This is a genomic window from Pseudomonas sp. MT3, from assembly GCF_054720805.1.
In genome coordinates this window covers 39,368-65,051 of record NZ_JBTVPY010000006.1, presented here as the reverse complement: position 1 = coordinate 65,051, position 25,684 = coordinate 39,368, and the positions used below count along the sequence as shown (strand labels likewise).

22 protein-coding genes are annotated in these 25,684 nt (G+C 67.0%); 16 read left to right on the top strand and 6 right to left on the bottom strand.

Annotated elements, in window-relative coordinates; translation table 11 throughout:
• Positions 1-433 precede the first annotated feature (433 nt).
• From ACYCAX_RS07960 to ACYCAX_RS07945, 4 genes are all read right to left on the bottom strand, one after another.
• Positions 434-985, bottom strand: coding sequence for a nucleotidyltransferase family protein (locus tag ACYCAX_RS07960; RefSeq protein WP_460247754.1), 552 nt, complete (start codon positions 983-985; stop codon positions 434-436).
• A gap of 5 nt (positions 986-990) precedes the next feature.
• Complete coding sequence (locus ACYCAX_RS07955; protein ID WP_294978275.1) at positions 991-1,887, bottom strand: PA4780 family RIO1-like protein kinase; 897 nt, start codon at positions 1,885-1,887, stop codon at positions 991-993.
• Between the two features lie 73 nt (positions 1,888-1,960).
• Positions 1,961-3,142, bottom strand: coding sequence for an HD domain-containing phosphohydrolase (locus ACYCAX_RS07950; RefSeq protein ID WP_460247753.1), 1,182 nt, complete (start codon positions 3,140-3,142; stop codon positions 1,961-1,963).
• A 65-nt stretch (positions 3,143-3,207) separates the two neighbouring features.
• Complete coding sequence (locus ACYCAX_RS07945; protein WP_460247752.1) at positions 3,208-5,478, bottom strand: ATP-binding protein; 2,271 nt, start codon at positions 5,476-5,478, stop codon at positions 3,208-3,210.
• 196 nt (positions 5,479-5,674) lie between these two features.
• On the opposite strand from ACYCAX_RS07945, the gene ada reads away from it, so the two are divergent.
• The 10 genes from ada (at position 5,675) to ACYCAX_RS07895 (ending at position 16,588) form a co-directional block, all read left to right on the top strand.
• Positions 5,675-6,733 (top strand): bifunctional DNA-binding transcriptional regulator/O6-methylguanine-DNA methyltransferase Ada, encoded by a 1,059-nt coding sequence (ada, locus tag ACYCAX_RS07940; RefSeq protein ID WP_294978280.1) that lies wholly within the window; start codon positions 5,675-5,677, stop codon positions 6,731-6,733.
• Positions 6,734-6,802: 69 nt separating this feature from the next.
• Complete coding sequence (locus ACYCAX_RS07935; RefSeq protein ID WP_294978282.1) at positions 6,803-7,417, top strand: phosphatase PAP2 family protein; 615 nt, start codon at positions 6,803-6,805, stop codon at positions 7,415-7,417.
• A 231-nt stretch (positions 7,418-7,648) separates the two neighbouring features.
• Entirely contained in the window at positions 7,649-8,557 is a 909-nt protein-coding gene (locus tag ACYCAX_RS07930; RefSeq protein WP_294978285.1) for a glutamate/aspartate ABC transporter substrate-binding protein, read from the top strand.
• A 195-nt stretch (positions 8,558-8,752) separates the two neighbouring features.
• Entirely contained in the window at positions 8,753-9,499 is a 747-nt protein-coding gene (locus tag ACYCAX_RS07925) for an amino acid ABC transporter permease (RefSeq protein WP_460247751.1), read from the top strand.
• Entirely contained in the window at positions 9,496-10,164 is a 669-nt protein-coding gene (locus tag ACYCAX_RS07920) for an amino acid ABC transporter permease (RefSeq protein WP_086009545.1), read from the top strand. The genes ACYCAX_RS07925 and ACYCAX_RS07920 overlap by 4 nt, the downstream gene beginning before the upstream one ends.
• Positions 10,161-10,895, top strand: coding sequence for an amino acid ABC transporter ATP-binding protein (locus ACYCAX_RS07915; RefSeq protein ID WP_015475591.1), 735 nt, complete (start codon positions 10,161-10,163; stop codon positions 10,893-10,895). The genes ACYCAX_RS07920 and ACYCAX_RS07915 overlap by 4 nt, the downstream gene beginning before the upstream one ends.
• Positions 10,896-10,963: 68 nt before the next feature.
• A complete protein-coding gene (gene ggt / locus ACYCAX_RS07910; RefSeq protein WP_460247750.1) occupies positions 10,964-12,637 on the top strand; it encodes a gamma-glutamyltransferase in 1,674 nt (557 codons plus the stop codon).
• Positions 12,638-12,717: 80 nt separating this feature from the next.
• A complete protein-coding gene (locus ACYCAX_RS07905; RefSeq protein WP_086009543.1) occupies positions 12,718-14,613 on the top strand; it encodes a sensor histidine kinase in 1,896 nt (631 codons plus the stop codon).
• On the top strand, positions 14,610-15,944 hold the full coding sequence (gene aauR / locus ACYCAX_RS07900; RefSeq protein ID WP_015475588.1) for a two-component response regulator AauR: 1,335 nt from the start codon (positions 14,610-14,612) through the stop codon (positions 15,942-15,944). Before ACYCAX_RS07905 ends, aauR begins: the two co-directional genes overlap by 4 nt.
• A gap of 194 nt (positions 15,945-16,138) precedes the next feature.
• Complete coding sequence (locus ACYCAX_RS07895; protein ID WP_015475587.1) at positions 16,139-16,588, top strand: hypothetical protein; 450 nt, start codon at positions 16,139-16,141, stop codon at positions 16,586-16,588.
• 182 nt (positions 16,589-16,770) lie between these two features.
• On the opposite strand, the gene ACYCAX_RS07890 is transcribed toward ACYCAX_RS07895, so the two are convergent.
• Positions 16,771-17,739 carry an AraC family transcriptional regulator gene (locus ACYCAX_RS07890; RefSeq protein WP_460247749.1) on the bottom strand — a complete coding sequence of 323 codons (969 nt, stop codon included), beginning with the start codon at positions 17,737-17,739 and terminating at the stop codon, positions 16,771-16,773.
• Between the two features lie 169 nt (positions 17,740-17,908).
• On the opposite strand from ACYCAX_RS07890, the gene ACYCAX_RS07885 reads away from it, so the two are divergent.
• Positions 17,909-18,802, top strand: a complete 894-nt coding sequence (locus ACYCAX_RS07885; protein WP_294980703.1) for an NmrA family NAD(P)-binding protein — start codon at positions 17,909-17,911, stop codon at positions 18,800-18,802.
• 116 nt (positions 18,803-18,918) lie between these two features.
• Positions 18,919-19,161 carry a hypothetical protein gene (locus ACYCAX_RS07880; RefSeq protein WP_015475584.1) on the top strand — a complete coding sequence of 81 codons (243 nt, stop codon included), beginning with the start codon at positions 18,919-18,921 and terminating at the stop codon, positions 19,159-19,161.
• A 95-nt stretch (positions 19,162-19,256) separates the two neighbouring features.
• Here the strand turns inward: ACYCAX_RS07880 and ACYCAX_RS07875 are convergent, their stop codons facing one another.
• The gene (locus ACYCAX_RS07875; RefSeq protein WP_294980706.1) at positions 19,257-19,868 is read right to left on the bottom strand and encodes a class I SAM-dependent methyltransferase; all 612 of its coding nucleotides are present in this window, start codon (positions 19,866-19,868) and stop codon (positions 19,257-19,259) included.
• Positions 19,869-20,096: 228 nt separating this feature from the next.
• On the opposite strand from ACYCAX_RS07875, the gene ACYCAX_RS07870 reads away from it, so the two are divergent.
• From ACYCAX_RS07870 to acnD, 4 genes are all read left to right on the top strand, one after another.
• Entirely contained in the window at positions 20,097-20,801 is a 705-nt protein-coding gene (locus ACYCAX_RS07870; protein WP_015475582.1) for a GntR family transcriptional regulator, read from the top strand.
• 3 nt (positions 20,802-20,804) lie between these two features.
• Positions 20,805-21,692, top strand: coding sequence for a methylisocitrate lyase (gene prpB, locus ACYCAX_RS07865; protein ID WP_015475581.1), 888 nt, complete (start codon positions 20,805-20,807; stop codon positions 21,690-21,692).
• Positions 21,693-21,820: 128 nt separating this feature from the next.
• Positions 21,821-22,981 carry a bifunctional 2-methylcitrate synthase/citrate synthase gene (gene prpC, locus ACYCAX_RS07860; RefSeq protein ID WP_294980710.1) on the top strand — a complete coding sequence of 387 codons (1,161 nt, stop codon included), beginning with the start codon at positions 21,821-21,823 and terminating at the stop codon, positions 22,979-22,981.
• Between the two features lie 14 nt (positions 22,982-22,995).
• Positions 22,996-25,605, top strand: coding sequence for a Fe/S-dependent 2-methylisocitrate dehydratase AcnD (gene acnD, locus ACYCAX_RS07855; protein ID WP_460247748.1), 2,610 nt, complete (start codon positions 22,996-22,998; stop codon positions 25,603-25,605).
• The last annotated feature ends 79 nt before the right edge of the window (positions 25,606-25,684 follow it).

Genomic DNA, 25,684 nt, shown 5'->3' with positions numbered 1-25,684 from the left:
CTCGCAGTGGAGTGGAGCAACGCTACCAGCCCCGGCGTGCGATGTATGGATACAGTTGGTGCCGTACAGTTGTACGCCGCTCAGGGAATCGGCTCTCGTAGGAACAACTGTCTTCTATCGGGGAAATCCGCGCCTGCGATTCCCCCTCACCCCAGCCCTCTCCCTCAGGGAGAGGGGTCAGTCCGTACCGGCTGACACCGTGGCTTCCTCCTGCACCGAACGGTTCCCTCTCCCGCTTGCGGGAGAGGGTGAGGGGATCTTGATCTCGTAGGAGCGGAGCTTCTCCGCGATCCCCGGCAGGGCCGGTGCCGGGCCGGTTCGCGAGCAAGCTCGCTCCTACCGGGGTGACGGGACAGCTCTTCGTAGGAGCGAGCTTGCTCGCGAACCGCACAGCACCGCACAGCACGAAGCAGATCGCGGACGGAGTCCGCTCCTACAGGGGGTCGATCTGCAGCTTTGGCCAGCGCGCCAGCCAGTTCTTGGCGGCGATGCGCTGGCGGTAGAGATCGGGCTTTGCGCGAAAGCGTTCGGTTGGCCGAACGCGCAGGTCCAGCAGGTCGTCGCCCCCCAGCGGCGCCAGCAACTCCAGTCGGTCGCCGCGCAAACGCACCGCCACCGCGGTACAGGTTTCCGCCCAGTGCCGCAGCGCATCGGCACAGTCGCGGTAAGGCGCGTCGCCATTGCGCAGGTGCATGCGCGCCTGGTTACGCACCGACCAGGGCACGCCCGGGCAGGCCTCCAGAAGCCGGCGCTCCCAGTCGGAGTCCGCCTCGGCTTCCAGGCGGTCAGCGGCGAAATACAGGACATCCACATCGGCCAGCGGCGTGCTTTCGGCATAGCCGTGCAGCGCATCCCACACGGCGTTGCGCACGAAGCCGGCGCCGATCCAGGCATCGGCCGGTCCGTCATCGCGCACCCCTCGCAGCAGGCGCATGCGCTCGGGTTGCGCGGCGATCAGCGTCAGGATGTCAGAGGGGGCGCTCACTCCGCTCAAGCCTGCTCCCACGGCGGAGGCGGCGGCTCGTCGCGGGTCTGCGGCGCATCCTGGGCGACGCGGCCGGCCTCGCGGCGGGCCTGCTCACGCAGGGCCTCGGCGATTTCGCGCAACACCGAATCGACATCCGCCTCGTCCTCGGGATCGTCGAAATGGCCGGTCAGCGGAGTGTCCGGCAACAGCTTCCCTTCTTCGTACAGCGCCCACATTTCCTTGGCGTAGTGGGTGTACTTGAGTTCCGGGGCGAAGCGGCCGAAGTAGGCGGCCATGTTGCCGACGTCGCGCTCGAGCATGCGGAAGGCGTGGTTGTTGCCGGCAGCGTCGACCGCCTGGGGCAGGTCGATGATCACCGGGCCGTCCGGCCCGACCAGCACGTTGAACTCGGACAGGTCGCCATGCACCAGACCGGCGCAGAGCATCATCACGATCTGGCGGATCAGGAAGGCGTGGAATTCCCGCGCCAGCTCCGGCTCCATCACCACGTCGTTCAGGCGTGGCGCCGCATCGCCGTCCTCGTCGGCGATCATCTCCATGAGCAGCACGCCATCGAGGAAATCATAGGGCTTGGGCACCCGCACGCCGGCATTGGCCAGGCGGAACAGCGCGGCGACCTCGGCGTTCTGCCAGGCCTCCTCCTGCTCCTTGCGGCCGTACTTGCTGCCCTTGGCCATCGCGCGCGCCTGCCGGCTGTTGCGCACCTTGCGCCCCTCCTGGTACTCGGCGGCCTGGCGGAAGCTGCGCTTGTTGGCTTCCTTGTAGACCTTGGCGCAGCGCAGCTCGTCGCCGCAGCGCACCACATAGACCGCCGCTTCCTTGCCACTCATCAGCGGGCGCAGCACTTCGTCGATCAGTCCGTCTTCGATCAGCGGCTCAATGCGTTTCGGGGTCTTCATCGGGCTTCCTGGCATACCTCTCTACGGGCGCTGCGCACCTTATACGGCAATCCCCGGCGGCCGCCCAGCGCGATCAGGGGGTCGGCGGCGTCAGTTCGATGCTTTCGATAACCGCGTCTTCCAGCCGCAGCAACTCCAGCCCCAGGGCCTCGTCGCTATCGGCATAGCGCAGGGCGATGCTGGCGAAGCCTTCGGCAGCCTCGCTGAAGGCTTCCACCATGCGCGGGTCGAACTGGCTGCCGGCGCCGGCCTTGATCCGCGCCGCCGCCTCGTCCGGGCCCAGCGAGGTGCGGTAGGCGTGGCGGCTGGTGAGTTCGTCGTAGCAGTCGATCAGCGTCAGCATCCGCGCGGCCATCGGTATGCGTTCGCCGGCCAGGCCTTCCGGATAACCGCGGCCATCCCAGCGCTCGTGGTGGCTGTAGGCGATCTCCTTGGCGTAGCGCAGGAAGTCGGCCGGATAGCCGAGCTTGCGTTCGGCCGCCGCCAGCGCGTCGCGGCCAACCGTGGTGTGGCTCTGCATGATCAGCCGGTCGGCCTCGTCGAGCTGGCCGGGGCTGTGCAGGATGCGGTCGGGCACCGCGACCTTGCCGATGTCGTGCAGTTGCGCCGAGCGCGCCAGCAGCTCGATATTCTCCACCGAGAGTTCGCCGGAAAATTCGTTGCGCAGGGCCAGAGTGCAGCAGAGCAGGCGCATGTAGTGCTCGATGCGCACCAGATGCTGGCTGTGCGGGTTGTCACGCAGGTCGCACAGGGTCGCCATCGCCTCCAGCGTGGCGTCCTGGATGGCCTGCAGCTCGCGGGCGCGGCGGCGCACTTCCAGCTCCAGGTATTCGCTCTTGTCGCGCAGGAAATCGGCATTGGCCTTGAGGTTGAGGTGCGCGCGAATGCGCGCCAGGGTCACCGGCGGGCTGATCGGCTTGGTGATGTAGTCCACCGCGCCCAGGTCGAGGCCTTTCTGCTCATCGGCGGCGTTGACCATGCCGGTGAGGAAGATCACCGGGATATCGCGGGTGAAGGGGTCGGCCTTGAGCTGCCGGCAGACTTCGTAGCCGTCCATCTCCGGCATCATGATGTCGAGCAGCACCAGGTCCGGGCGCGGATCGCTCTGCACCAGGCGCAGCGCCTTGGCGCCGCTGGCGGCGACGCGCACCTGGTAGCGGTCCATCAGCAGCTCGCTCATCAGCATCAGATTATCCGGCTGGTCATCCACCACCAGGATCAATTCCTGTTCCGGCCGGTCCAACATGCTATCCATTGCATTCCCCTTATTGTTCAGACTGCCACGCGGCACCGGATCGGACCTTCCATCCGCGCCGGCGTTCAGATCCTGATGTCGCGCTCCCTCGCGAGGTTCACCAGGTTTTCCAGGGCGCGCTCGAACTCGAAACGCCTGACGTTCGTCGCGATGCCCTCGTACCCCTCATTGAAGACGCTGCGCAGCAGGCTTGCACGCTCGCCCAGCAGACGCCCCGCACGCGGGTCGTCGGCGGCCAGCAGTTGCGCCAGGCGCCGGCAGACACGCTCGATCTCCACCCTGTCGCCGCTCGGCTCCGGCAGGGGCGCCGCTTCCGCCGCCGGTAGCGCGGGCAGCGGAGGCGCGGCATGGCTGATGCTGTCCAGGTTCACCTCCAGCGCATCGTCCACCCGCCCCATCGGCAGGCGGCACCAGAACAGGCTGCCCTGCCCCGCTTCGCTTTCCACACCGACACTGCCGCCCATCGCCTCGGCCAGGTGCTTGCAGATCGCCAGCCCCAGCCCCGAGCCGCCGTAGCGTCGGGTAATCGAGCTGTCAGCCTGGCGGAACGACTCGAACAGGCGGTCCTGCTGCGTCGCGGAGATGCCAATGCCGGTATCGCGCAGACCGAAGTACAGCTGCAGGCTGTCCTCGTCTTCGTGCTCCAGGTCGACGATCAGCTCCAGCTCGCCGCGCTCGGTGAACTTCAGCGCGTTGTTGGCGTAGTTCATCAGGATCTGCCGCAGGCGCAGCGAGTCGCCGACCACCTGGGCCGGCACCCTCGGGTCGATCTGGCAACGCACCGCCAGTCCCTTGCCCGCTGCGCGGATGCTGAGCAGGTCGAACAGCTCGCCGAGCAGGCGTTCGAGGTCGAATGCGATGCGCTCGAACTCCAGCCTGCCGGCCTCCACCCGCGACAGGTCGAGGATGTCGCTGATCAGCTCCAGCAGGTACTGGCCCGAACCCTGGATCTTGCCCAGGTAGTCCAGTTGCTGCTGATCCAGGGTGGTTTCCTGCAACAGGTGGGCAAGGCCGATGATGATATTCATCGGCGTGCGGATTTCGTGACTCATGTTGGCGAGGAAGTCGCTCTTGAGCTGCGCGGCTTCCTCGGCGAGATCGCGGGCCTGGGCCAGCGCGACCTCGGTGGACTTGCGCGCAGTGACGTCGCGGCTCACGCCGACCAGTCCCAGCAGGCGTCCGCGGTCGTCATGGAAGGCGCTGCGCAGGGTATCGAACAGTACCTGGCGACCATCCGGATAGATCACCCAGCCCTCGCTGGCGTACGGCTCGCTGCCGGTCAGCGCCTGCTGGTCGCGCTCGTGCCGGCCGGCGCCGGCTGCGCGGCTGAACAACTGGCGGTCGCTACGCCCGACGATCTCCTCCGGGAGCCGCCCCAGGCAGTCGGCGAACGCCTGGTTGACCCCCAGGTAGCGACCCTGGGTGTCCTTGAACCAGATCGGGTCGGGAATGGCGTTGATCAGCGCCAGCAGAGTACTGCGCTGGCGGCGCTCCTCGGCTTCGGCGCGGGCGCGCTCGGCGACCTGGATGGACAGCCGCCGGTTCCACACCAGCACGAAGGCCAGCAGGGCGAGCACACCCACCACCCAGGGCCAGGCGATCTGCAGCAGGTGCATCCAGTCGAACACGTCCAGCGACGGCAGCCAGCGCGCCTGGATGTCTTCCTGCTCACCGCGGCTGATGTCGCCCAAGGCGCGGTCGAGCAGCGGCACCAGCGGCTCCAGCGCTTTGCGCACGGCGAAACGCACCTGGCTGTTGCCCAGGCCGCTGTCGCCGCGGACTTCCAGGTTGCTCAGACTCAGTTGCTCGATCAGGTAGCTGGAGGTGATCAGGTTGCCGACATAGGCATCGGCCCTGCCGATGGACACCGCCTTCAGGGCGCCGGCCGAATCCTCGCTGACCACGAAGACCACGCCGGGCACGGCCTTCGCCAGCAACTCCTGCACGGCATAGCCCTGCTCCACCGCCACCCGCCGCCCGGACAGGTCGTCGAGCGTGCGGATGGTACTGTCGCGCCGGGCGAAGATCAGGCTGCTGGTCAACAGGTACGGCTGGCTGAAGCTGAGGAAGCGCTTGCGCTCGTCGGTCATCGCCACCGACGGCACCAGATCCACCTCGCCGGCGTGCACGGCGGCGAGCACGTCGTCCCAGGTGTTGTAGATCACCGGTCGGACCTGCATGCCCAGCCGTTCGGAAATCAGTTGCAGGTAGTCGGCGCTGATACCGTGGAACTGGTCGAACTCGTCGATCACCTCGAACGGCGGCCAGCCGGCGCGGAACAGCCCGACGCGGATCGGTTCGTGGGCGCTGATGACGGCCCGCTCCTGATCGGTCAACGCAAGGCTCGCTGCGTGCGCCGGGACATACAGCAGGGCAAGCAGCAGGTAACAGAAGCAGAATCGAAGCAAGGCAACGCTCTCTGAAGTCGGACATCGGCAAGCGTAGTCCGCAGTTTGAAAACGCGATGCGGATTGCCCGCCCGCAGCGCCGGACAGACAATTCCCACATCGCCCCATTCCGTGGAGACACGCCATGATGAGCATCGAGCTGAACCCTGAGCGCTGCTGGCAGGCAGTCTGCGAGCGGGACGCGCGCTTCGAGGGGCGTTTCGTCTTCAGCGTGCGCTCCACCGGTGTCTACTGCCGCCCCAATTGCCCGGCCCGCCGCCCCTCGCGCGGCAACGTGGCCTTCCACGAAAACCCGGCCGCCGCCGAGGCCGCGGGGTTCCGCCCGTGCAAGCGCTGCTCGCCGCAAGGCCCGAGCCCCCGCGAGCAGCTGGACGCGCTGGTCGCCGCGGCCTGCGACCTGCTCGACCGGGCGGAAAAACCGCTGACCCTGGACGAACTGGCCAGCCGCATCGGCCTCTCCGCCTCGCACCTGGCTCGCGCCTTCAAGGCCCGAACCGGTCTGACGCCGCGCGCCTGGGCCGAATCACGTCGGGAACAACGCCTGGCCGCCGCACTGCCGCAAGCGCGCTCCGTGCTGGATGCCGCCCTGGAAGCCGGTTACTCCGGCACCCGCGCCCTCTACGAGAACGCCACCCCACTGAGCCCGGCGCAGCGCCGGCAGAAGGGCGCCGGCGAACGCCTGCGCTATGTCATCGCGCCCTGCCCGCTGGGGCGGATGCTGCTGGCGGCCACCGACAAGGGGGTCTGCGCGCTGCTGTTCGCCGATGAGGCCGGCGAGCTGGAGGAGCAGTTGGCCGAGCGTTTCGGCGCCGCCGAGCGCGTGCGCGACGACGCGGGCCTGGGCGACTGGTTGAATCAGGTGCTGGCGCAACTGGCGGAGCCCGAACAGGCCGCCCACTTGCCGCTCGACTTGCACGGCAGCGCCTTCCAGTTGCGCGTCTGGCGCGCCCTCACGCGCATCCCCAGCGGCGAGACACGGCGCTACGGCGAGCTGGCCGCGCAGCTCGACAGCCATCCGCGCGCCATCGCCCGCGCCTGCGCCAGCAACAGCATCGGCCTGCTGGTGCCCTGCCACCGGGTGGTCGGCAGTACGGGCGAAGGCGGCTACCGCTGGGGCCTGCCGCGCAAGCGAGAACTGCTGCGCCGCGAGGGAGCCGCCGGTCAGCCCAGCGACAACGAATGAGACCGGCCACGCATGGACCGGCGACCGGCGTGCTAAGGTGCCCGCCACTCCCTTGTGCTGCGGCGCACCATGAACCTCTGGCCCCTGATCACCCGGCTCGGCGATAGCGCGCTGCTGCTGCCCGCGGCAGCCTTCCTCTTCGCCTGGCTGCTGTACCGCGGCGAAGCGGCCAAGGCCGTGCTCTGGCTGGCGGTGTTCGGCCTGGCATGCGCCCTGGTGGTGTTCTCCAAGCTAGCGTTCATGGGCTGGGGCATCGGTATTCCAGCCTGGAACTTCACCGGTATTTCCGGCCATAGCATGATGGCCGGCTGCCTGTTGCCCGCTCTCGCCGCCCAACTCTGCGGCACTCGCCCCCGGGCGCTGGCCGCCGCCGGGCTGGCCGGGGGGCTGGCGGTACTGGTCGGCCTCTCGCGGCTGGCGATCGGCGTGCACTCCCCGGCGGAGGTCTACGTCGGCCTTGCCTTGGGGCTGGGGGCCAGCGCGGTCTTCCTCGGCGCGACCCGCCTGCGCCTGCCGGCCTTCACTCCAGCGGTACTGGCGCTGGTCCTGGCCCTCGGCGCCGCGCAGGGCCTCACTGGCGTGCGCGCGCCCACCCATCACCTGCTGGAACGCCTGGCCGCGCACCTGGCCGACCGCGAACTGCCGTTTCAGCGCGGACAATGGGCCGACCAGCCGGACGTCTGACATTATCTCGTTCGGATTTCCGAACGACAATTCGGAAAATTTTCGGATAACCGAACATCGTCCAGCTTCAGGTGCACCGGAAAAATAAAAAATATCGTTTTAATTCAATCAGTTAAAAACAATACTAGAAGTTGGCACAGAGCCTGCTCCTTTTCACCCCGAGCATGCGGCATGGCTACCCTCGCCGGTCGCAGGACTGAATAACAAACACAACCAGTCGAGGTAGATTCCATGCGTTTCGCACCCCGTGCGTTGGGCGCCGCCATTGTCGCAGCCCTGCTCGCCACTCCCGTCGTCGCCGAAGAGCTCACCGGTACCCTGAAGAAGATCAAGGACTCCGGCACCGTCGTCCTCGGCCACCGTGACGCCTCCATCCCCTTCTCCTACCTCGCCACCAATCCGCGCCAGCCGGTGGGCTACTCCCACGACCTGCAACTGAAGGTCGTCGATGCCCTGAAGAAAGAGCTGAACCTGCCCGACCTGAAGGTGCGCTACAACCTGGTCACCTCCCAGACCCGCATTCCGCTGGTGCAGAACGGCACCGTGGACATCGAGTGCGGCTCCACCACCAACAACCTGGAGCGCCAGAAGCAGGTCGACTTCTCCGTCGGCATCTTCGAAGTGGGCACCCGCCTGCTGACCAAGACCACCTCGGGCATCAACGACTTCTCCGACCTGAACGGCAAGAACGTGGTGACCACCGCCGGCACCACCTCCGAACGTCTGCTCAAGCAGATGAACGCCGAGAAGAAGATGGGCATGAACATCATCTCGGCCAAGGACCACGGCGAGTCCTTCCTGATGCTCGAATCCGGCCGCGCCGTGGCCTTCATGATGGACGATGCGCTGCTCTACGGCGAAATGGCCAAGGCCAAGAAGCCGGACGACTGGCACGTGGTCGGCAAGCCGCAGTCCTACGAGATCTACGCGTGCATGGTGCGCAAGGGCGACGCGCCGTTCAAGAAGGTGGTCGACAAGGCCATCGCCGATACCTTTGCCTCGGGTGAAGTGAACAAGATCTACGACAAGTGGTTCATGCAGCCGATCCCGCCGAAGAACCTGAACCTCAATTTCCCGATGAGCGATGAGCTCAAGAAGCTGATCGCCACTCCGACCGACAAGGCTGCCGAGCAGATGTAACGGTCGCGCGCGGCTGCGTTCACAAGGCGTAGCCACGCGGGGGATCGGGAGCGCAAGCCATGCGCTCCCGGCCCACACTTCCTGATGACGATGCCGGACCACCCGCTACCCGCGGGTGGCGGGCGGCCTTGCGCCCGCGTCCGGTCCCGTAGCGTACTAAAGCAACCGTGCAAAGCAACCGAGGGGAAACCCGTCATGGATTACAACTGGGACTGGGGCGTGTTCTTCAAGTCCACCGGGATTGGCGACGAGCGCTACCTGGACTGGTACGTCACCGGCCTGGGCTGGACCATCGCCGTCTCGCTCGCGGCCTGGGTCATCGCGCTGACGCTCGGCTCGCTGCTGGGCGTGATGCGCACCCTGCCCAACCGCTGGCTGTCCGGCATCGCCACCGCCTACGTGGAACTGTTCCGCAACGTGCCGCTGCTGGTGCAATTGTTCATCTGGTACTTCCTGGTGCCGGACTACCTGCCGCAGCCGATCCAGGACTGGTTCAAGCTGGGGCTGGCGCCGGAAACCTCGGCCTTCATCAGCGTGGTCGTATGCCTGGGGCTATTCACCGCCGCGCGGGTCTGCGAGCAGGTGCGCACCGGCATCCAGGCGCTGCCCAAGGGCCAGCTCTCCGCCGCCAGCGCGATGGGTTTCCGCCTGCCGGCGATCTACCGCCACGTACTGCTGCCGCAGGCCTTCCGCATCATCATTCCGCCGCTCACCTCCGAGTTCCTCAACGTCTTCAAGAACTCCTCGGTGGCCTCGCTGATCGGCCTCATGGAACTGCTGGCGCAGACCAAGCAGACCGCCGAGTTCAGCGCCAACCTGTTCGAGGCCTTCACCCTGGCCACGCTGATCTACTTCACCCTGAACATGAGCCTGATGCTCGGCATGCGCTTCATCGAGAAGAAGGTCGCGGTCCCGGGCCTGATTTCCGTGGGAGGTAAATGATGGACTTCAGTCAGATCGTCCCCGCCCTCCCCGGCCTGTGGGAAGGCATGCTCAGCACCCTGCAACTGATGGTGCTGGGCGTGCTGGGCGGCGTGGTGCTGGGCACCATCCTGGCGCTGATGCGGCTGTCCAACAGCAAACTGCTGTCGAACATCGCCGGCTTCTACGTGAACTACTTCCGTTCGATCCCGCTGCTGCTGGTGATCACCTGGTTCTACTTCGCGGTGCCCTTCATCCTGCGCTGGATCACCGGCCAGGACACCCCGGTCGGTGCGTTCACCTCGTGCCTGGTGGCCTTCATGATGTTCGAGGCGGCCTATTACTGCGAGATCGTCCGCGCCGGCATCCAGGCCATCCCGAAAGGCCAGATCGGCGCGTCCTACGCCCTGGGCATGACCTACGGCCAGGCCATGCGCCTGATCATCCTGCCCCAGGCGTTCCGCAAGATGACCCCGCTGCTGCTGCAGCAGAGCATCATCCTGTTCCAGGACACCTCGCTGGTCTACTCGGTGGGCCTGATGGACTTCCTCAACGCCGCCCGTTCCCGTGGCGACATCATCGGCCAGCCCCATGAGTTCCTGATCTTCGCCGGTCTCGTCTACTTCGTCATCAGCTTCGCCGCGTCCTTCGGCGTGAAGCGCCTGCAGAAAAGGTTAACCGTATGATCTCCATCGATAACGTCAGCAAGTGGTATGGCGACTTCCAGGTGCTCACCGACTGCAACACCAAGGTGTCCAAGGGTGAAGTGGTGGTGGTCTGCGGGCCGTCCGGCTCGGGCAAGTCGACCCTGATCAAGTGCGTCAACGCGCTGGAGCCCTTCCAGAAGGGCGACATCACCGTCGACGGCACCTCCATCGCCAACCCCAAGACCGACCTGCCGAAACTGCGCTCGCGCGTCGGCATGGTGTTCCAGCACTTCGAGCTGTTCCCGCACCTGACCATCACCGAGAACCTCACCATCGCCCAGCGCAAGGTGCTGGGGCGGAGCAAGGAAGAGGCGATGGACAAGGGCATGAAGCTGCTCGACCGCGTCGGCCTCAAGGAACACGCGCACAAGCACCCCGGCCAGCTCTCCGGCGGCCAGCAGCAGCGCGTGGCCATCGCCCGTGCCCTGGCGATGGACCCGATCGTGATGCTGTTCGACGAACCGACCTCGGCGCTCGACCCGGAGATGGTCAACGAGGTGCTCGACGTGATGGTCCAGCTCGCCCACGAAGGCATGACCATGATGTGCGTGACCCACGAGATGGGCTTCGCGCGCAAGGTCGCCGACCGGGTGATCTTCATGGACCGCGGGCAGATCGTCGAGGACTGCCCGAAGGAGGAGTTCTTCGGCGACCTGCAGAACCGCGCCGAGCGCACCCAGCAGTTCCTCGCCAAGATCCTGCCCCACTGATCCACCGAAGCCCTGGTCTTCCGGGCGCCTCACCTCACCGCAAACACAAGAATAAATAAGGAAGCTCCATGCGCGTGTTCCACTTCAGCAAGCTGCCCCTGGGCGTCGCGATCCTCGCCGCCAGTTCCTCGGTGTTCGCCGCCAGCCTCGACGGCGGCGCGGTCGCAGCACCGGACCAGTACGGCGCCAAGGTCGCCGCCGACGTCCTGAAGAAAGGCGGCAACGCCGTCGACGCCGCGGTCGCTACCGCCTTCACCCTCGCGGTCACCTACCCCGAAGCCGGCAACATCGGCGGCGGTGGCTTCATGACCCTGTACGTCGACGGCAAGCCCTACTTCCTCGACTACCGCGAGATCGCCCCCAAGGCCGCGACCAAGACCATGTACCTGAACGACAAGGGCGAGGTGATCGAGAACCTCAGCCTGGTGGGCACCAAGGCCGCCGGCGTGCCCGGCACCGTGATGGGCCTGTGGGAAGCGCACAAGCGCTTCGGCAAGCTGAAGTGGAGCGAACTGCTGACCCCGGCCATCGGCTACGCCAGGACCGGCTTCAAGGTCGCCGATCAGCAGTACCAGTACCGCCAGGACGCCATCGCGCTGTTCAACGGCAAGACCAACTTCGGCGACTACTTCGGCACCCTGTCGCCGGGCGAAACCTTCAAGCAGCCGGAGCTGGCCAAGACCCTGGAGCGCATCGCCGACAAGGGGCCGGACGACTTCTACAAGGGCGAGACCGCCAAGCTGCTGGTCGCGCAGATGAAGCACGACGGCGGCCTGATCACCCAGGAAGACCTCTCCGGCTACGAGGCCAAGTGGCGCGAACCGATGCGCATCGACTGGCAGGGCAACACCCTGTACACCGCACCGCTTCCGAGCTCAGGCGGCATCGCCCTGGCCCAGCTGATCGGCATCAAGGAACAGCGCGCCGCCGACTTCAAGGGCGTGGAGCTGAACTCCGCCAAGTACATCCACCTGCTCGCGGAAATCGAGAAGCGCGTGTTCGCCGACCGCGCCGACTACCTGGGCGACCCGGACTTCTCCAAGGTGCCCGAGGCCCAACTGACCGACCCGGCCTACATCGCCAAGCGCGCCACCGAGGTCAACCCGAACGCCATCTCGCCCACCGAGAAGGTCCGTCCGGGCCTGGAGCCGCACCAGACCACGCACTTCTCCATCGTCGACAAGGACGGCAACGCCGTCAGCAACACCTACACCCTCAACTGGGACTTCGGCAGCGGCGTGGTGGTCAAGGGCGCCGGCTTCCTGCTCAACGACGAGATGGACGACTTCAGCGCCAAGCCGGGCGTGGCCAACGCCTTCGGTGTGGTCGGCAGCGACGCCAACGCCATCGAGCCGGGCAAGCGCATGCTCTCCTCCATGAGCCCGAGCATCGTCACCCGCGACGGCCAGGTCAGCCTGGTGCTGGGCACCCCCGGCGGCTCGCGGATCTTCACCTCGATCTTCCAGGTGCTGAACAACGTCTACGACTTCCACCTGCCCCTGGAAAAGGCCGTGGCCGCGCAACGCGTGCATCACCAGCTGCTGCCCAAGGACACTATCTACTACGACGCCTACGCACCGCTCACCGGCAAGGTCGCCGACGAGCTCAAAGGCATGGGTTACACCCTGGAAGACCAGGGCTGGAACATGGGTGACATCCAGGCCATCCGTGTGAACGGCAAGGCCCTGGAAACCGCCTCCGATCCGCGTGGCCGCGGCGTCGGACTGGTGGTTGCCCAGTAACTCGCGCGAGGCGCACCGTGTGGTACCCGAGCCAGTCCATCGCCGCCCCCCGGCGTCGGGCTGGTTCGGTCCCGGCGACTGTGCTGCAATGCGCGTCCAGCCCATTGCCATCATCGCTTACCGTGAAGCCACGCCTGCTGCGCAACTTCCTGTTGCCTATCCTGCTGCTCCTGCTCACCCTGGGCTTCGGCTACGGCGGCTACCTGATCAGCGACGGCGCCGGCACCCGCGCCCTGATCGGCAGCGGCGAACGCCAGCTCGAACTGCACGCCCGCGGCGTGGAGAGCGAGATGAGCCGCTACACCTACCTGCCCAGCGTGCTGGAGCTGGAAAAGAACGTCACGCGCCTGCTGCTCGATCCCTCCCCCTACAACCGCAACCTGGTCAATGCCTACCTCGAAGGCTTGAACCGCCGCGCCGGCAGCCGTGCCATCTACCTGCTGGACACCTCCGGACGAGTGCTGGCCACCAGCAACTGGCAGAACGTGGAAAGCTACCAGGGCGAGGACCAGTCGTTCCGCGCCTACTTCCAGGACGCAATGGCCGGCCGCCCCGGACGCTTCTACGGCATGGACAGCACCTCCGGCGAGCCGGGCTACTACCTGGCCCACGGCCTGGTCAGCGGCGACAGGATCATCGGCGTGGCGGTGGTCAAGGTGAAGATGGAGGCGCTCGAAGAGCGCTGGGAAAAAGCCCGCCTGCAAGCCTTCGTCAGCGACGAGAACGGCATCATCATCCTCTCCAGCGATCCCGCCCTGCGCCTGAAGGCGGTACGCCCGCTGAGCGCCGACGACAAGGAGCGCCTGGCGCGCAGCCTGCAGTACTACTGGTGGGCGCTCAACGAATGGCAGCCGCTGGCCCGCCGTCCCCTGGGCGAGGGCGTGGAAGAAATCAGCTTCCCGCCGCAATCGCCCGAAGCCGACGGCCACAACCCCGTCAGCTACCTGATGCAGACCCGCCGGCTGAAGGACACCTCGTGGAACTTCACCCTGCTCAGCCCGCTCCACGACGTACGCCGCGAAGCCATGATCCACGGCATGCTCGCCGCCCTGGGCTTCGCCCTGCTGGCCTTCCTGCTGATCGCCTGGAACGAGCGGCGCAAGGTCATCGCCACCCGCCTCGCCGCCCGCGAGGCGCTGGAGCAGGCCAACAACGCCCTGGAGCGGCGCATCGCCGAGCGCACCAGCGACCTGCGCGCCAGCAACCAGCACCTGCGTGAACAGATCCGCGAACGCCGCCAGGCCGAAGACACCCTGCGCAAGGCCCAGGACCGCCTGGTGCAGGCCGGCAAGCTGGCGGTGATCGGGCAGATGTCCACCAGCATCGCCCACGAGCTCAACCAGCCGCTGGCGGCATTGCGCACCCTTTCGGGCAACACCGTGCGCTTCCTGGCGCGCGGCAAGCTGGACATCGCCAGCAGCAACCTGGTCGCCATCAACGAAATGGTCGACCGCATGGGCCGCATCACCGCCAGCCTGCGCGCCTTCGCCCGGCGCGCCGACGACCACGGCCAGGCCAGCCTGGGCAAGGCGGTGGATGCCGCGGTGATGGTCCTGCAGGTGCGCCTCAAGCAGGTGCCGGTGAGCCTGCACCGCGACTTCCCCGACGCCCGCCTGGCTATCGACCAGACCCGCCTGGAGCAGATCCTGGTCAACCTGGTCGCCAACGCGCTGGACGCCATGAGCCCGCAGGACGACCGCCAGCTCTGGCTGGAAGGCCGCATCGAGGGCGACGACCACTACCGCCTGGTGGTCCGCGACAACGGCCCCGGCATCCCGCAGGACGCGCGAGCGCACCTGTTCGAACCCTTCTTCACCACCAAGCCCGGCGAACTCGGCCTGGGCCTGGGCCTGACCCTTTCGGCCAGCCTCGCCACCGCCGCCGGCGGCAGCCTGAGCGTGGCCTACCCGGAGGCCGGCGGCACCGCCTTCGAGCTCTACCTGCCGCTGCTGCCTGCCCTGGAGAACCCTGCATGAGCGAAGAATCCCTGCGCGTCCTGGTCGTCGAGGATGACCCGCACGTATTGCTCGGCTGCCAACAGGCGCTGGCCCTGGAAGACATCGACAGCGATGGCGTCGGCAGCGCCGAGGAAGCGCTGAAAAAGGTTGGCGTGGACTTCCCCGGCATCGTCGTCAGCGACATCCGCATGCCCGGCATGGACGGCCTGCAACTGCTGGAACGGCTCAAGGCGCTGGACCCCAGCCTGCCGGTGGTGCTGATCACCGGACACGGCGACATCGCGATGGCGGTCAAGGCCATGCGCGACGGCGCCTACGACTTCATGGAGAAACCCTTCTCCCCCGAGCGCCTGGTCGACACCGCGCGCCGGGCGCTGGCCCAGCGTGCGCTGACCCGTGAAGTCAGCCAACTGCGCCGCCAGCTCGCCGGCCGCCAGGCCCTGGAAAGCCGGCTGATCGGCCGCTCGCCGGCCATGCAGGCGCTGCGCGAGCTGATCGCCAACGTCGCCGATACCTCGGCCAATGTACTCATCGAAGGCGAAACCGGCACCGGCAAGGAACTGGTCGCGCGCTGCCTGCACGACTCCAGCCGGCGCCAGGCCAAGCCCTTCGTCGCACTCAACTGTGGCGGCCTGCCGGAAAGCCTGATCGACAGCGAGATCTTCGGCCACGAGGCCCACGCCTTCACCGGTGCCGGCAAGCGTCGGATCGGCAAGATCGAGCACGCCAACGGTGGCAGCCTGTTCCTCGACGAGATCGAGAGCATGCCGCTGAACCTGCAGATCAAGCTGCTGCGCGTGCTGCAGGAACAGCAGCTGGAACGCCTGGGCTCCAACGAACTGATCCGCGTGGATTGCCGGGTGATCGCCGCGACCAAGTCCGACCTCGCCGCCATGGGCCGCGACGGCAGCTTCCGCAGCGATCTCTACTACCGCCTCAACGTCGTCACCCTCAACCTGCCGCCGCTGCGCGAACGGCGCGAAGACATCCTGATGCTCTTCGAACACTTCCTGCAGCAGTCCTCGCTGCGCTTCGACCGCGCAGCGCCCACCATCGACAACGCCACCGCCGCCACCCTGATGGCCCACGACTGGCCGGGCAACGTGCGCGAACTGCGCAACGTCGCCGAACGCTTCGCCCTCGGCCTGCCGGTGCTGGCCGGCGGCAACCTCGGCCCGGACGCGGGCGAACCGCGCTTCGCCGAAGCCGTGGAGGCCTTCGAGAAGAGCCTGCTGTCCACCGCCCTGGAGCGCCACGCCGGCAACCTCAGCCAGGCGGCGCACGCCCTGGGCATGGCCAAGACCACGCTGTTCGACAAGGTGAAGAAGTACGGCCTGAAGGGCGAGTGAACGACGCAATCGGCTCATCGTAGGAGCGAGCTTGCTCGCGAACCAGCCCTATATCGTGATCCCCGGCGAAAAGCGTTCGCGAGCAAGCTCGCTCCTACAATCGAAAAGCCACGCGGCGGAGCGCCCCATTGATCTGAAGTGAAGTGTCCCGGACACTATCGCCCTTTCCACCGGCCGCACGAGCGGGAGCCCCCATGTCCACCCAAGCCGAAACCCTCTGGAACCAGCTCTGTGCCGACGCCGGCGTCGACCCGCAGCAGCGCATGGCCGCTCGCCGCGCCATCCTCGCCAGCACCGAGGCGCTGGACGCCAACGTCTACCGCCCGGACGACAACGACCCGGACGCCGAAGAACTCGACATGGGCGACGCCAAGGTCCTCTTCCTCGGTCCCTTCGAAGCCCCCGTCGAGTGGGACGCCGCCGAGCGCGAAGAGTTCTTCGACGACGCCGACCCGGCGCTGTTCTTCAACGCCCGCCTGGAGGCCGAAGCCGAGCCGGGCACGCCGGCCTTCTTCGTTCCGGAAGTGGGCGATTTCCTGGCCGTCATGGATGCCGGCAAGATCCAGATGTACTTCCTCCACGACTGGCGCGAAGACAACGACGGCTGCACCTGCGTACTGATCCGCGACGATATCCAGCTCTGATCAGCGCGCCTTCTTGGGAGCGGCCTCCGGCTGCACTGGCCATCGAGCCGTGCGGTTAGCGAGCAAGCTCACTCCTACAGGCCAACTCTGCACGACGGCGCTCTTCGTAGGAGCGAGCTTGCTCGCGAACCTGCCCCGGAAGGCTCCGTCATTCCCCGTCACGTACGCGCGATCGCGCGCCCCTACAGGCTGCGCCGCACACTCCCCGGCGAAACACCGATACAGCGCTTGAACGCCCGGCTGAACGCCGCCTCGGACTGGTAGCCCAGACGCTCGGCCAATTCCGCCACGGCGATCTCGCGCTCCTGCAGCCAGCCCAGCGCCACATGCATGCGCCAGCGGGTGACGTAGTGCATGGCCGGCATGCCGACCTTCTCGGCGAAACGCGCGGCGAAGGCCGAGCGGGACATGGCCGCCGCTTCGGCCAGCGCCGCCAGGCTCCAGTCCCGCGCCGGCTCTCGGTGGATCAGGCTCAGCGCACGGCCGAGCTGGCGATCCTGCAATGCGCCAAGCCAGCCGGTCTGCGCCGCCGGATCCTGCTCGATCCAGACGCGGATGGCCTGGATCACCAGGATGTCGGCCAGCCGGGTGATCACCGTCTCTCCGCCCGGCCGCATCGCCCGCGCCTCGTCCTCCATCAGCCGCAGCGTGCTCAGCAGCCAGTCGCGCTGCCCGGGATCGCTGATCCGCGCCTCCAGCACACGCGGCAGCAAACGCACCAGTTGCAGCGCGGCGGGATGGTCGAAACGCACCGCGCCGCAGATCATCGCCGTCGGCTCGCCCCCGCCGCCCTGGCGCAACACTTCGTAGCGGTCGCTGGCGTAGGCGCGTGGCAGGCCGAACAGCCCCGCCGCTGCTTCGCCCGGGGCGCTGACCAAGCGGTGCCCTTCGCCGTGGGGCACCAGCAGCAGATCGCCGGGCGCCAACCGGCGCGGCGCCTCACCGTCCGCCTCCAGCCAGCACTCGCCCACGGTCAGCATGTGGAACATCAGGCACTGCGGCATGGCCGGCAGCTCCAGGCCCCAGGGCGCGGTAAATTCCGAGCGGCAGTAGAAGGTCCCGCTCATGCGCAGGAAATGCAGGGCCTCGCCCAGGGGATCGATGGAGGCCCAGGCATCGGTCGGCTCGGCAAAAGCGGGCGACGGTTTCATGGAGTCGAGACTGGCCCGCCGCGCCGCCAACGTCCAACACCTCTGGACGAAAGAGCATGAAATAGCGACTCCCAGGCATTAACCGTCCGGCCCTTCCGCGTGAGACTGGCCCCAGGCCAACGAACCCACGGCGGGCGCCGCGGGACAGGCCCACCACGAGGACATCGCCATGATCACCGTAATGGGCGCCACCGGTCGCACCGGTTCAAGAATCTGCCAGACCCTGCTCAATGCCGGCGTGCCGGTCCGCGCCCTCGGGCGCAATGCCGAACGCCTGGCGCCACTGGCCGAAGCCGGCGCGCAGATCGCCATCGGCGAGCCGGACGACGCCGACTTCCTCGGCAAGGCCTTCCAGGGCGCCGAGGCGGTCTACACGCTGCTCGCCTACGGGCCGGACACCGAGGATTACCGCAACCGGCAGGCCGCCCAGGGCGAGGCCATCCTGCACGCCATCCGCAGCAGCGGCGTGCGCCGTGTGGTGTTCCTCAGCAGCGTCGGGGCGGATCTGTCGTCCGGCAGCGGGCCGATCATCAGCATGCACGACCAGGAACAGCGCCTGCGCACGCTGCCGGCGGAGGTGAACGTACTGATGCTGCGTTCCGGCGCGCTGTTCGAGAACCTCTACGGCGCGCTGGAAATCGTCCGCGCCTGCGGCTGCTACAGCGACGCGGTGGCGCCGGACGTGCCGGTCCCCATGATTGCCACCGCCGACGTAGCCGATGCCGCCAGCCGCGCCCTGCTCGAACGGGACTGGCAGGGCGTGGCGACTCGCGAACTGCTCGGCCAGCGCGACCTCGGCTACGCCGAAGCCACCCGCCTGCTCGGCGCCGCCATCGGCAAACCGCAGTTGCCCTATGTCCAGGTGTCGCCGGAGGAACTGGCCACGGCCCTGCAGGAGGCCGGTTGCTCCGCCAGCGTGGCGGGCTGCCACGCTGAACTGGCCGAGGCGATCAACAGCGGGCGAGTGCGTGCGCGGGAGGCTCGCTCGCCGGCCAATACCACGACGACACCGTTCGAAGCCTTCGCCAAGGACTGGGCGGCCGCTTTTGCAGCATTGCCGTAGGGCGAGCACCCCAGATGAACATAATTTCCTACAAATTTATCGGAGGTCCCCGATGAATTTGGTCCAGATCCGCTGTCTAGAGTAGGTACCCCATTTTTCCCACCGGACCATCCGCCATGCATCACGATCCCGATAGCCTCTGGGTCGAAGTGGAGACCTGGTCTCCCTACCGCCCGCAACGCATCCTTCACGGCCGCATCAGCCGGGAAGACTTCCTGGCCCTGCACGAAGGCCATGCGCCCGTCATGGTGCGCCTGGACGACTGCCAGAACGGCGAGGCGCCCAGCGGCGCGGTACAGGACCTGTTCCTCGCCAGCTCGCACATCCTCAGCGTCACCCCGCTGCACCGCGCCGCCTGAGAGCCTGTTCACGATCTCCCGAACCAGGACAGAACAAGGCACAGCGAGCAACGGGAGTAGCGAGCGCCAGCGAGTCAAACAGGCTCCGGGCCAGCTCAGTCGGCCACGCCGCGGTAGACATAGGTCATCGGCCGGGGGCCCGGCAGGTAGTCCTGGACCAGCTCGCGCAGCGTGAAGCCGCCGGCCTGAAGCAGCGCCGGCATGTCGCGGTCGAGGTGACAGCCGCCGGCCAGCGGCTTCCACACCGGCGTCAGCCGATGCTGCCAGGCGCGCACGCTGGCGTCCGGCGCCAGGCCGTGTTCGCAGAAAAAAAGCTCGCCGCCCGGCTTGAGCACCCGGCGCATTTCCTTCAGCGCCGCCAGCGCATCGGGGATGCTGCACAGGGTGAAGGTACAGACGATGCTGTCGAAACTGCCGGCCTCGGCGCGGATCTCGCCCAGCTCCAGCGCCACCATCTCCACCGGGATGCCGATGCGCGCGGCGCGCTCGCGGGCCAGCTTCTGCATCTGCGCCGCCGGATCGACGCCGACGATTGTCGACACTTTCGCCGGATCGTAGAACGACAGGTTCAACCCGGTACCCAGGCCGATCTCCAGCACCCGGCCGTGGGCGCGGGGCACCAGCAGCGAGCGCTGCTTCATCACATCGCCCATGCCGCAGGCGAAATCGATCAGCCGGGGCAGGACATAGCGGTCGTAGAGTTCCATGCGCAGTCTCCGTTTTTCCGCCGATCCTAGCGGGCCTGGGCGGCGCCGGCACAGGTCCTGACGAGGGGATATCCGCCATTCTCGCGGACAACGCCTCCGGTTGGCCGGCCCGGCCGGGCATAAACCCGGGGGCTTGTTAGACGATTGTCGACAATTCATCAGTTCTTCATTGACCAAGACGCCCTGGAGGGGTAGCTTTCGCCGCACATCAAGAAGATTGTCGACACCATGAACGATAGCCTGCCCCTGCCAAGCCTTGTTGCGGACGACAGCGAAACTCTGTCGGAACACGTGTTCCGCAAGATCCAGTCGGCCATCGTCAAGGGCGAGATCGCCCCCGGCAGCAAGATTTCCGAGCCGGAACTGGCGCGCACCTACGGCATCAGCCGCGGCCCGCTGCGCGAGGCGATCCACCGCCTGGAAGGCCAGAAGCTGCTGGTGCGCGTGCCGCACGTCGGCGCGCGGGTGGTTTCGCTCAGCCACGAGGAGCTGCTGGAGCTCTACGAGATCCGCGAATCCCTCGAAGGCATGGCCTGCCGCCTGGCCGCCGAGCGCATGAGCCAGGCCGAGATCGACGAGTTGCGCCGGGTGCTCGACACCCACGAGCGCGACGAGGCGTTCCAGGCCGGCCGTGGCTACTACCAGCAGGAAGGCGACTACGACTTCCACTACCGGATCATCCAGGGCAGCGGCAACCGCACCCTCACCCGCATGCTCTGCGGCGAGCTGTACCAGCTGGTGCGCATGTACCGTCTGCAGTTCTCGGCGACGCCCAACCGGCCGCGCCAGGCCTTCGCCGAGCACCACCGGATTCTCGATGCCATCGCCGATCGTGACGGCGAACTGGCCGAGTTGCTGATGCGCCGTCACATCGGCGCCTCGAAACGCAATGTGGAGCGTCACTACCTGGACGCCCACCAACAAACGAGGTGAACAATGAGCTACAAGACCGCCGGCCAACGTTTCCGTGAAGCCCTTGCCGAAGAAAAGCCGCTGCAGGTGATCGGCGCGATCAACGCCAACCATGCGCTGCTGGCCAAGCGCGCCGGCTTCAAGGCCATCTACCTCTCCGGTGGCGGCGTGGCGGCGGGCTCCCTCGGCCTGCCGGACCTGGGCATCAATACCCTGGACGACGTGCTCACCGACGTGCGCCGCATCACCGACGTCTGCGACCTGCCGCTGCTGGTGGACATCGACACCGGCTTCGGCCCCAGCGCCTTCAACATCGAGCGCACCGTCAAGAACCTGATCAAGGCCGGCGCCGCTGCCGCCCACATCGAGGACCAGGTTGGCGCCAAGCGCTGCGGTCACCGTCCGGGCAAGGAAATCGTCTCCGTCGAGGAAATGGCCGACCGCGTGAAAGCCGCCGCCGACGCCAAGACCGACCCGAACTTCTTCCTGATCGCCCGCACCGACGCCATCCAGGCCGAAGGCGTGGACGCCGCCATCGAACGCTGCCAGCGCTACGTCGAGGCCGGCGCCGATGCGATCTTCGCCGAAGCCGCCTACGACCTGCCGACCTACAAGCGCTTCGTCGATGCGCTGAACGTGCCGATCCTGGCCAACATCACCGAGTTCGGCGCCACCCCGCTGTTCACCCGCGACGAGCTGGCCTCGGTTGGCGTGGCCATCCAGCTGTATCCGCTGTCCGCCTTCCGCGCCGCCAACAAGGCCGCCGAAGCCGTGTACACCGCGATCCGCCAGGAAGGTCACCAGCAGAACGTGATCGAGCTGATGCAGACCCGTGCCGAGCTGTACGACCGCATCGGCTACCACGCCTTCGAGCAGAAGCTCGACGCGCTGTTCGCAGCCGGCAAGAAGTAAGCACGAGACTGAACGATGAGTAGGGCGCATAACGCCAAGGGCGTTATCCGCCAACCAGATTCGAACCGATACCCCGCCCTGTGCCGGGGGACAAGAACAAGCAACCGGATTTGATGAGGAGACACGCGATGAGCGCTACCGCAGAAACCACCACCGGCTTCAAGCCGAAGAAGTCCGTGGCCCTGAGTGGCACCGCCGCTGGCAACACCGCCCTGTGCACCGTCGGCCGTACCGGCAACGACCTGCACTACCGTGGCTATGACGTCCTGGACTTCGCCAACCGCTGCGACTTCGAGGAAATCGCCCACCTGCTGGTCCACGGCAAACTGCCCAACGCCGCCGAACTGGCCGGCTACAAGGCCAAGCTGAAAGCCCTGCGCGGCCTGCCGGCCGGCGTCAAGGCCGCCCTGGAAACCCTGCCGCCCTCGGCCCACCCGATGGACGTGATGCGCACCGCCGTGTCCGTGCTCGGCTGCCTGTCGCCGGAGAAGGACGACCACAACCATCCGGGCGCCCGCGACATCGCCGACAAGCTGATGGCCTCCCTGGGCTCCGCCCTGCTCTACTGGTACCACTTCAGCCACAACGGCAAGCGCATCGACGTCGAGACCGACGACGACTCCATCGGCGGCCACTTCCTGCACCTGCTGCACGGCGAGAAGCCCCGCGAGTCCTGGGTGCGCGCCATGCACACCTCGCTCAACCTGTACGCCGAGCACGAGTTCAACGCCTCCACCTTCACCTCCCGCGTGATCGCCGGCACCGGTTCGGACATGTTCTCCTGCATCGCCGGCGCCATCGGCGCGCTGCGCGGCCCGAAACACGGCGGCGCCAACGAAGTGGCCTTCGAGATCCAGAAGCGCTACGACAACCCGAACGAAGCCGAGGCCGACATCCGCGCCCGCGTCGAGAAGAAGGAGGTCGTGATCGGCTTCGGCCACCCGGTCTACACCGTGTCCGACCCGCGCAACAAGGTGATCAAGGAAGTCGCCAACCAGCTGTCGAACGAGCAGTCCAACACCAAGATGTATGACATCGCCGAGCGCCTGGAAAGCGTGATGTGGGAAATCAAGAAGATGTTCCCCAACCTCGACTGGTTCAGCGCCGTCAGCTACCACATGATGGGCGTGCCGACCGCCATGTTCACTCCGCTGTTCGTGATCGCCCGTACCGCCGGCTGGTCCGCCCACGTCATCGAGCAGCGCATCGACGGCAAGATCATCCGCCCGAGCGCCAACTACGTCGGCCCGGAAGATCTGCAGTTCGTGCCGCTCAAGGACCGGGCTTAATTAGGAACAGCATGATGAACACTCAATTCCGCAAACGCCTGCCCGGCACCGCACTGGATTACTTCGACGCCCGCGAGGCCGTCGACGCGATCCAGGCCGGCGCCTGGGACAAACTGCCCTACACCTCCCGCGTGCTGGCCGAACAGCTGGTGCGACGCTGCGACCCGGCAGACCTGACCGCCTCCCTGGAGCAACTGGTCTACCGCAAGCGCGACCTCGACTTCCCCTGGTACCCGGCACGCGTGGTCTGCCATGACATCCTCGGCCAGACCGCGCTGGTCGACCTGGCCGGCCTGCGTGACGCCATCGCCGAGAAAGGCGGCGACCCGTCCAAGGTCAACCCGGTGGTGCCGACCCAGTTGATCGTCGACCACTCGCTGGCCGTGGAAGCCGCGGGCTTCGACCCGGATGCCTTCGAGAAGAACCGGGCCATCGAGGACCGCCGCAACGAGGATCGCTTCCACTTCATCGACTGGACCAAGACCGCGTTCAAGAACGTCGACGTGATCCCGGCCGGCAACGGCATCATGCACCAGATCAACCTGGAGAAAATGAGCCCGGTGGTCCAGGCGCGCGGTGGCGTGGCCTTCCCCGACACCTGCGTCGGCACCGACTCGCACACCCCGCACGTGGATGCCCTGGGCGTGATCGCCATCGGCGTCGGCGGCCTCGAAGCCGAGACCGTGATGCTCGGCCACCCGTCGATGATGCGCCTGCCCGACATCGTCGGCGTCAAGCTCACCGGCAAGCGCAAGCCGGGCATCACCGCCACCGACATCGTCCTGGCGATCACCGAGTTCCTGCGCAAGGAGCGCGTGGTCGGCGCCTACGTCGAGTTCTTCGGCGAAGGGGCGGACAGCCTGACCATCGGCGACCGCGCGACCATCTCCAACATGTGCCCGGAATACGGCGCCACCGCCTCGATGTTCTACATCGACGGCCAGACCATCGACTACCTCAAGCTCACCGGCCGCGAGCCCGAGCAGGTGGCGCTGGTGGAAAACTACGCGAAGACCCTCGGCCTCTGGAGCACCGCTCTGGAAACCGCCGAGTACGAGCGCGTGCTGGAGTTCGACCTGGGCAGCGTCGTGCGCAACATGGCCGGCCCGTCCAACCCGCACCGCCGCCTGCCGACCTCGGCGCTGGCCGAGCGCGGCATCGCCGACGAAGCCAAGCTGGAGTCCGGTCGCGTCGAGGAGGCCGAAGGCCTGATGCCCGATGGCGCGGTGATCATCGCCGCCATCACCAGCTGCACCAACACCTCCAACCCGCGCAACGTGATCGCCGCCGGCCTGGTGGCGAAGAAGGCCAACGCGCTCGGCATGCTGCGCAAACCGTGGGTGAAGACCTCCTTCGCGCCGGGTTCGAAGGTCGCCAAGCTGTATCTGGAAGAAGCCGGCCTGCTGCCGGAGCTGGAGAAGCTCGGCTTCGGCATCGTCGCCTATGCCTGCACCACCTGTAACGGCATGTCCGGCGCGCTGGACCCGGTGATCCAGAAAGAGATCATCGACCGCGACCTGTACGCCACCGCCGTGCTCTCGGGCAACCGCAACTTCGACGGCCGCATCCACCCCTACGCCAAGCAGGCCTTCCTCGCCTCGCCGCCGCTGGTGGTCGCCTACGCCATCGCCGGCACCGTGCGCTTCGACATCGAGCAGGATCCGCTGGGCACCGACAAGGACGGCAACCCCGTCACCCTGAAGGACCTCTGGCCGTCCGACGAAGAGATCGACGCCATCGTCGCCGCCAGCGTCAAGCCCGAGCAGTTCAAGCAGGTCTACATCCCGATGTTCGACCTGGGCAGTGTGCAGGAAGCGGAAAGCCCGTTGTACGACTGGCGCCCGATGTCCACCTACATCCGCCGTCCGCCGTACTGGGAAGGCGCGCTGGCCGGCGAGCGCACGCTCAAGGGCATGCGTCCGCTGGCGATCCTGCCGGACAACATCACCACCGACCACCTGTCGCCGTCCAACGCCATCCTGGCGGACTCGGCCGCCGGCGAGTACCTGGCGAAAATGGGCCTGCCGGAGGAGGACTTCAACTCCTACGCCACCCACCGCGGTGACCACCTGACCGCCCAGCGCGCCACCTTCGCCAACCCGCAGCTGGTCAACGAAATGGCCGTGGTCAACGGTGAGGTGAAGAAGGGTTCGCTGGCCCGCGTCGAGCCGGAAGGCAAGGTGATGCGCATGTGGGAAGCCATCGAAACCTACATGAACCGCAAGCAGAACCTGATCATCGTGGCCGGCGCCGACTACGGCCAGGGCTCGTCCCGCGACTGGGCGGCCAAGGGCGTTCGCCTGGCGGGCGTGGAAGTGATCGTCGCCGAAGGCTTCGAGCGCATCCACCGCACCAACCTGGTGGGCATGGGCGTGCTGCCGGTGGAGTTCAAGCCGGGCACCACCCGCCTGACCCTGGGCCTGGACGGCACCGAGACCTACGACATCAAGGGCGCAGTCTCGCCGCGTTGCGACCTGACCCTGGTCATCCATCGCAAGAATGGTGAAGTGGTCGAAGTCCCGGTCACCTGCCGCCTCGACACCGCCGCCGAAGTGAAGGTGTACAACGCCGGCGGCGTGCTGCAGCGCTTCGCCAAGGACTTCCTGGAAGGCGCGGTAGCGTGATGTAACAGCCGGCCCGGCTGCACGGCGGGTCGGCCCCAATCCTGTAGGAGCGAGCTTGCTCGCGAACGGCCCCGCAGCG

Bases quoted from the DNA above. Each gene is read 5' to 3' on its own strand.
- ACYCAX_RS07955 (WP_294978275.1), bottom strand. From the start codon at position 1,887: ATGAAGACCCCGAAACGCATTGAGCCGCTGATCGAAGACGGACTGATC.
- ACYCAX_RS07950 (WP_460247753.1), bottom strand. From the start codon at position 3,142: ATGGATAGCATGTTGGACCGGCCGGAACAGGAATTGATCCTGGTGGTG.
- ada (WP_294978280.1), top strand. From the start codon at position 5,675: ATGATGAGCATCGAGCTGAACCCTGAGCGCTGCTGGCAGGCAGTCTGC.
- ACYCAX_RS07935 (WP_294978282.1), top strand. From the start codon at position 6,803: ATGAACCTCTGGCCCCTGATCACCCGGCTCGGCGATAGCGCGCTGCTG.
- ACYCAX_RS07930 (WP_294978285.1), top strand. From the start codon at position 7,649: ATGCGTTTCGCACCCCGTGCGTTGGGCGCCGCCATTGTCGCAGCCCTG.
- ACYCAX_RS07925 (WP_460247751.1), top strand. From the start codon at position 8,753: ATGGATTACAACTGGGACTGGGGCGTGTTCTTCAAGTCCACCGGGATT.
- ACYCAX_RS07920 (WP_086009545.1), top strand. From the start codon at position 9,496: ATGATGGACTTCAGTCAGATCGTCCCCGCCCTCCCCGGCCTGTGGGAA.
- ACYCAX_RS07915 (WP_015475591.1), top strand. From the start codon at position 10,161: ATGATCTCCATCGATAACGTCAGCAAGTGGTATGGCGACTTCCAGGTG.
- ggt (WP_460247750.1), top strand. From the start codon at position 10,964: ATGCGCGTGTTCCACTTCAGCAAGCTGCCCCTGGGCGTCGCGATCCTC.
- aauR (WP_015475588.1), top strand. From the start codon at position 14,610: ATGAGCGAAGAATCCCTGCGCGTCCTGGTCGTCGAGGATGACCCGCAC.
- ACYCAX_RS07895 (WP_015475587.1), top strand. From the start codon at position 16,139: ATGTCCACCCAAGCCGAAACCCTCTGGAACCAGCTCTGTGCCGACGCC.
- ACYCAX_RS07890 (WP_460247749.1), bottom strand. From the start codon at position 17,739: ATGAAACCGTCGCCCGCTTTTGCCGAGCCGACCGATGCCTGGGCCTCC.
- ACYCAX_RS07885 (WP_294980703.1), top strand. From the start codon at position 17,909: ATGATCACCGTAATGGGCGCCACCGGTCGCACCGGTTCAAGAATCTGC.
- ACYCAX_RS07880 (WP_015475584.1), top strand. From the start codon at position 18,919: ATGCATCACGATCCCGATAGCCTCTGGGTCGAAGTGGAGACCTGGTCT.
- ACYCAX_RS07875 (WP_294980706.1), bottom strand. From the start codon at position 19,868: ATGGAACTCTACGACCGCTATGTCCTGCCCCGGCTGATCGATTTCGCC.
- ACYCAX_RS07870 (WP_015475582.1), top strand. From the start codon at position 20,097: ATGAACGATAGCCTGCCCCTGCCAAGCCTTGTTGCGGACGACAGCGAA.
- prpB (WP_015475581.1), top strand. From the start codon at position 20,805: ATGAGCTACAAGACCGCCGGCCAACGTTTCCGTGAAGCCCTTGCCGAA.
- prpC (WP_294980710.1), top strand. From the start codon at position 21,821: ATGAGCGCTACCGCAGAAACCACCACCGGCTTCAAGCCGAAGAAGTCC.
- acnD (WP_460247748.1), top strand. From the start codon at position 22,996: ATGAACACTCAATTCCGCAAACGCCTGCCCGGCACCGCACTGGATTAC.